The organism is Streptomyces sp. (assembly GCF_050698815.1).
Taxonomy (GTDB): Bacteria; Actinomycetota; Actinomycetes; order Streptomycetales; family Streptomycetaceae; genus Streptomyces.
Genome location: NZ_JBOHCV010000627.1, coordinates 1 through 4,913 on the forward strand (window position 1 = coordinate 1; position 4,913 = coordinate 4,913).

Here is a 4,913-nt window from a genome sequence, read left to right on the forward strand (position 1 = left end):
GGCTGGCACGGCGCCATCTGCCCCTCCCGCTGATTCCCGTGTACCTGGGCACGTGGACCGTGCTCACCCTCGCCCGCACCCGGTCACTCGGCGGCCTGCGGGCCTGGGCGGGTGGCTTCATCGAGGGCGTACGCGCTCCGTGCGGCCGACGACGGCCCATGCGGTGGGCGACGGTGTGGCGGATGGCCCGCCTGGGCCGCCCCCCGGTCATCTAGCCGTGGCAGTTTCGCTCTCGGGTCGCAGCCAGGTCGGCGACTGCCCCGCCCTTGACCGCACCTATGAGCGCGGCGAGTCGGGCGGGGGTGGTGGTGATGACCGTCCGGGGGTCGTCGCTCTCACGAAGCTGGACGGCGGGGGCCGTCCGGGCGACCTCGACACAGTTCTCCCCTGCGGCCCCCGAGAAGGAAGACTTCTGCCACTGATGTGATTCGGTCATGTCGGCACTTCTCACAGTTCTCGCGCGATGTGGTGGATGAGCTGGCGGGACTCCTCAGCGCTGAGGCAAGCGCTCTGGGCGACGTCGAGCAAGTTGCGATACTTGCGCAGTTCAGCATCGGCAAGGACGAAGCGCCCGCCGACCGCCGTGTCCACTTGGACCGTATCCAACTGCGGTACGAACCCGCTTGCATATAGCACCGGTTGCGTAGCCTCAACGAAGTCCTCGCTGGTGAAGGGAACCACGCGAACAGTGACACTCGGCCATTCGGATACCTGCATCACGTACTCGAGCTGGCGCCGGGCTACCTTCCGACCCCCGAACCTCATGCGAAGCGCCGCCTCATGGATCAGCGCGGTGAACTGCGGTGGTTCCTCGCGGTCGAAGATGACACGTCGCCTCATGCGGTATTCGACACGAGTCTCGACTTCTTCAATCGGCAGCCTCGGCAGGTGTCCTTCGAACACAGCCCGGGCGTACTCCTCTGTCTGAAAGACACCGGGCAGCGAGACCGTCTGCATCGATCGCAGGTTCACGGCGTGGTGCTCAAGCTCTGCCATGTCCAAGAATCCTGGGGCAAGGATGCCACGAAAGGAGTCCCACCAGAACGTCCCTCGCTGCTCCCTCGCAATCGCGCACAGCGCCTCGACCAGCGCGACGTCGTCACAGGAGTAGAACGTAGCGAGTCGCCTGATGCGCTCCTCACTGATGCCCAGTCGACCGCCCTCGATGTGGCTCATCTTCGCTTGATCATTACCGAGTAACCCGGCCGACTCCCGAGCTGTCTTGCCCGCAGACTCACGGAGCTTCCGCAGTTCAGCGCCAAGGCGCACCTGTCGAGCGGTGGGGTTATCTCTGATGGCCATGACTGCACGGACCCTTCCATCGCTCAACTCTCCGCCTGCGGCGTAGATATACCACGCCATCAGCACATCGAGGGAGTATCAGGGACAAACTTGCCCTACTGCATACATGCCCCTACAGTCCGTGTCTGTGCCGCTACGCAGGCCGGTAAGTCCGCAGTGCGGCCGTCTCTTCGGCGAGACGGCAGAGCCACGGTGGCGCGCGAGCGGTGAGGTCAACGACGACCCCGAGAGGCGAACATGGCCAAGCCGGCACCCATCGCGGCCCCAGAACCAGGTGAACTCATCCGCTCGTACCGGATGGACGCCCCCAACCTCCCCGAGACCGCGAAGATCGCTCGCGACATGGTCGCGGGACTGCTGCGCGCGACGGAGCACCCCACGCTCGTTGATGTAGGCCGGCTTCTGGTCTCAGAGGTGGTCACCAACGTCCATCTCCACGCCCGGGTCCCGCAGTTAACGCTGGAGGCGACGGTACGGAGCAACGGAGTCCTGGTCTCCGTGCTGGATGCGGACCCCTGCGGCGTGCCGCAGATCCGTAAGGCGATCACGGACGCGGAGGGCGGCCGCGGCCTGCCCTTGGTCCAGCACTTCGCGGCGGCATGGGGCACGACATGGCTCGGCGGGCCTCAACCCACGGGCAAGAGCGTCTGGTTCGAGCTGCACGACGAGAAGCTCGCACGCGAGGGAACGGCACCGTGATCTCCGCCCTGCTCTTCGGCGTCGTCGGCTTCACGGTCGGCGCTTCCATCGTCGCCATCGCCTTCAGCAGCATCCCGGCGGCGCCACCTCGCGACCGGTGCCTCACCGGATGCGACTGCTTGCGCTGCCGGCCCTTGAACCTGATGTAACCGGCCGTCCTCAGGACGCGGTTCCAGACCTCGGGTCAGGCCACGCCGCCAACTGATCGAACGGGTCGCTCGGGCCCTTGAAGGAATTCCATAGTCGGCTATAAGATAGCCGACTATGGAACTCACGGATTCGCTGGCCTTCTGCGGAATCGCGTCAGCGGCGCTGCCCGGCCGGGCTCTGCAACCATCGGTCTCGGCGTGACGGGCGGCCGTGCGATCGCGGCTGCGAACGGGCCGGTCGGCTACGCGCTCAGCGAGGCCGCCAAGGCCCACCGCACCCAACTGCAGCTCAGGGTGGGGCCGCTCGGCCTGCACCTGGGACAGGAACTCCTGCTGGTGGACGTTCACCGGCATCCCGGGACCACCCAGGCGGAGCTGGTTCAGCGGCTCGATTTCGAGCAGCCCACCATCGCCAAAGCGATCACCCGCATGGAACGGACCGGGTTCGTGGAACGCGCCGCCGACCCCGGCGACCGACGGGTGACCCGGCTGCGGCTGACCGAACGCGGCGAAGCCGCCGTCCAAGAAGTCATCGCGGCCTGGGCGCACGCCGACATGGCCTCCACCAGTGGACTCACTGAAGCAGAAACCAGTGAGCTCGTCCGGCTCCTGTGCAAGATCCGCGACAACCGTCCTTGAACGCAGTCAAAGAAACCAGAGGGGGAACAGATGGACCTGGCACTGACAGGCAGGGCCGTGCTGATCACCGGCGCCAGTTCGGGTATTGGTAGAGCCACCGCGCTGGCGTTCGCCGACGAGGAGGCCCACATAGCCGTCGGCTATCACACCAACCGCCGCGCTGCCGAGGAGGTCGCCGCCCTGGCAGAGAAGCGCGGTGCCCGCGCGATCTGCTGGCAACTCGACCTCGGCCGACCTGACTCGCTGAAGGAAGCGGTCGAGCATGCCCGCCGGGAACTCGGGCCGATCAACGTCCTGGTCAACTGCGCGGTGCAGTGGCCGGGATGGCCCGAACCCGGCGAGCTCTTCGAGACCGCGCCACCCGAACGGTTCACCTCGTCGGTGGCCGCCAACCTGGTCGCCCCCTACCTCCTCGCCCGCGCTGTCGTGGCTGACATGCGCACACACCACTGGGGCCGCATCGTCAACGTCTCCACCGGCCTGGTCGAAGACGGCCTCCCGCACAGCGCCCCCTACATCGCCGCCAAGTCAGGGCTGCACGGACTGACCCGCGTCATGTCCCGCGAACTGGCCGCCGAAGGCATCCTCACCAACGTCGTCATGCCCGGCTTCACACCCGCCGACAAGCAACTGCCACCCCAGCTCCTGGAGAAGGCCGGCAGCGCCGCCGCAACCCAGACCATCACCCACCCCGACGACGTCGCCCGCATGATCGTCTTCCTTTGCTCCGCCGCCAACACCAACACCACCGGCGAAGCCATCAGAACGGACGGCCACTTCCTCAGCCCGACCTGACACCTGGAAAATCGGATCGTCACCTCAATCCATCACCCGCAACACGCTGACACCGACACCACGCCGTGCTGGAGCCGGGCCGCACGTCCTGAACCTCGATCCGGGACGCTGTCCGGCTCGGGCCGACGGATGACGCGACCGCTGTCACCGCCGACCAGCTCCGCGGTGTGATGGAGAGGCTGATCGCCGCGGGCCAGTGGGCGGCCGAGGATCCGGACATCACGATCGTCACCGACCCGGCTACGACGTCACCCACCTGGCCTGGGTTCTGCGCGACCTCCCGGTCGAGCTGGTAGGCCGAGTCCGCTCCGACCGCGTCATGCGCCTGCCGAAACCGCCGAGCACCACGCTTCGGCTCAGGTTACTAACCTGATTGTTACTAACCTCATTGTTAGTATCCTGGAAGGCTCGCAGCGGAGTTCCCCCAGCAGTTGCAGGCGAGATCGGTGCTCTCCGCGATCGGAAGGGGCGAGCGGACATTCTCCAACATCGCTCGCGCTGCGGGCGGTGTGGCGGCCACCCCGCTCCAGCGGGCGCTGGTGCCCCTCACGGACAAGGGAATGATCGCGGCGGAGCTTCCCCTGTCCACGCGGCCCTCGAAGGACCGCCGATACCGGGTCGCAGACCCTTACCTCCGTTCTGGCTGAGGTTCCTGGGGCCGGCGATGGAGGAGATCGAGCGAGGCCGGGGCGATCTGACACTGCAGCGCATCCGTGAGAACTGGGCCGGCTGGCGCGGCCGGACCGTCGAACCCCTGGTTCGCGAGGCGCTGGCACGACTACTGCCCGACTCCGGCCTTCCCGCCGCGCCGGCCATCGGCGGCTACTGGACCCGCACCAACAATGTGGAGATCGACATCGTGGGAGCCGACCGTGCGCCCATCGCCAAGGAGCTGCTGTTCGTCGGCTCAGTGAAGTGGCTGGAGAACTCCCCCTTCGATCGGCACGACCTCGCCGACCTGCACCGGCACCGCGCCGCGCTCACGCCAGATCCCGTGCCTGTGGTCGCGGTCTCGCGCAGCGGAACCGACTGCACGGGACTCGACGCCGCGTACGGCCCGGCGGAGCTCCGCATGGCATGGTCCACCTGAGCAGGCGGCCACGCTCCGACGAGGGTGGGGCCGCGTGACCACCCGGCAGGGCCTGAAGCATCGCCTTCACGGTGGAAGGCGGTGACACCCGCCACTGGGGCTGCGGAGCCGCACCCAGGCGGCGGTGCCGGCCCACGAGCTGGGGTCCGCCAAAGACTGAACGCCCCTGGCCCACCCGGGTGCCGGCGTGAGCACGCGCGTACGGACAATCGCTTCATGCACGAGGTGATGTTCGAGGC

6 protein-coding genes and 3 pseudogenes are annotated in these 4,913 nt (G+C 67.3%); 7 read left to right on the forward strand and 2 right to left on the reverse strand.

Annotation, left to right across the window (positions count from 1 at the left end; all coding sequences use genetic code 11):
• Positions 1–215 (forward strand): annotated as a pseudogene (locus tag ACRDP3_RS22685) (glycosyltransferase family 2 protein); the annotation flags it as partial.
• Here ACRDP3_RS22685 and ACRDP3_RS22690 read toward each other — a convergent pair.
• Together ACRDP3_RS22690 and ACRDP3_RS22695 are read right to left on the reverse strand one after the other, a co-directional pair.
• Positions 212–436, reverse strand: a complete 225-nt coding sequence (locus tag ACRDP3_RS22690) for a DUF397 domain-containing protein (protein WP_431518846.1) — start codon at positions 434–436, stop codon at positions 212–214. The pseudogene ACRDP3_RS22685 and the gene ACRDP3_RS22690 sit on opposite strands and share 4 nt — an antisense overlap.
• An 11-nt stretch (positions 437–447) precedes the next feature.
• Positions 448–1,302 (reverse strand): helix-turn-helix domain-containing protein, encoded by an 855-nt coding sequence (locus ACRDP3_RS22695; RefSeq protein WP_431518851.1) that lies wholly within the window; start codon positions 1,300–1,302, stop codon positions 448–450.
• A gap of 237 nt (positions 1,303–1,539) precedes the next feature.
• Here ACRDP3_RS22695 and ACRDP3_RS22700 point away from each other — a divergent pair, with 237 nt between their 5' ends.
• The 6 genes and pseudogenes from ACRDP3_RS22700 to ACRDP3_RS22725 form a co-directional block, all read left to right on the forward strand.
• On the forward strand, positions 1,540–2,001 hold the full coding sequence (locus ACRDP3_RS22700; protein ID WP_431518847.1) for an ATP-binding protein: 462 nt from the start codon (positions 1,540–1,542) through the stop codon (positions 1,999–2,001).
• Positions 1,998–2,150: a hypothetical protein gene (locus ACRDP3_RS22705; protein ID WP_431518848.1), complete on the forward strand. Its 153-nt coding sequence runs from the start codon at positions 1,998–2,000 to the stop codon at positions 2,148–2,150. The genes ACRDP3_RS22700 and ACRDP3_RS22705 overlap by 4 nt, the downstream gene beginning before the upstream one ends.
• A 198-nt stretch (positions 2,151–2,348) precedes the next feature.
• Positions 2,349–2,789: a MarR family winged helix-turn-helix transcriptional regulator gene (locus ACRDP3_RS22710; RefSeq protein ID WP_431518849.1), complete on the forward strand. Its 441-nt coding sequence runs from the start codon at positions 2,349–2,351 to the stop codon at positions 2,787–2,789.
• A 30-nt stretch (positions 2,790–2,819) separates the two neighbouring features.
• On the forward strand, positions 2,820–3,584 hold the full coding sequence (locus ACRDP3_RS22715; protein ID WP_431518850.1) for an SDR family NAD(P)-dependent oxidoreductase: 765 nt from the start codon (positions 2,820–2,822) through the stop codon (positions 3,582–3,584).
• Positions 3,585–3,646: 62 nt separating this feature from the next.
• Positions 3,647–3,921, forward strand: a pseudogene (locus ACRDP3_RS22720) (transposase); the annotation flags it as partial.
• 70 nt (positions 3,922–3,991) lie between these two features.
• Positions 3,992–4,674: pseudogene (locus ACRDP3_RS22725) on the forward strand (DUF234 domain-containing protein); the annotation flags it as partial.
• Positions 4,675–4,913: the final 239 nt, after the last annotated feature.

Coding starts and splice junctions, on each gene's coding strand:
- ACRDP3_RS22690 (WP_431518846.1), bottom strand. CDS start 436: ATGACCGAATCACATCAGTGGCAGAAGTCTTCCTTCTCGGGGGCCGCA.
- ACRDP3_RS22695 (WP_431518851.1), bottom strand. CDS start 1,302: ATGGCCATCAGAGATAACCCCACCGCTCGACAGGTGCGCCTTGGCGCT.
- ACRDP3_RS22700 (WP_431518847.1), top strand. CDS start 1,540: ATGGCCAAGCCGGCACCCATCGCGGCCCCAGAACCAGGTGAACTCATC.
- ACRDP3_RS22715 (WP_431518850.1), top strand. CDS start 2,820: ATGGACCTGGCACTGACAGGCAGGGCCGTGCTGATCACCGGCGCCAGT.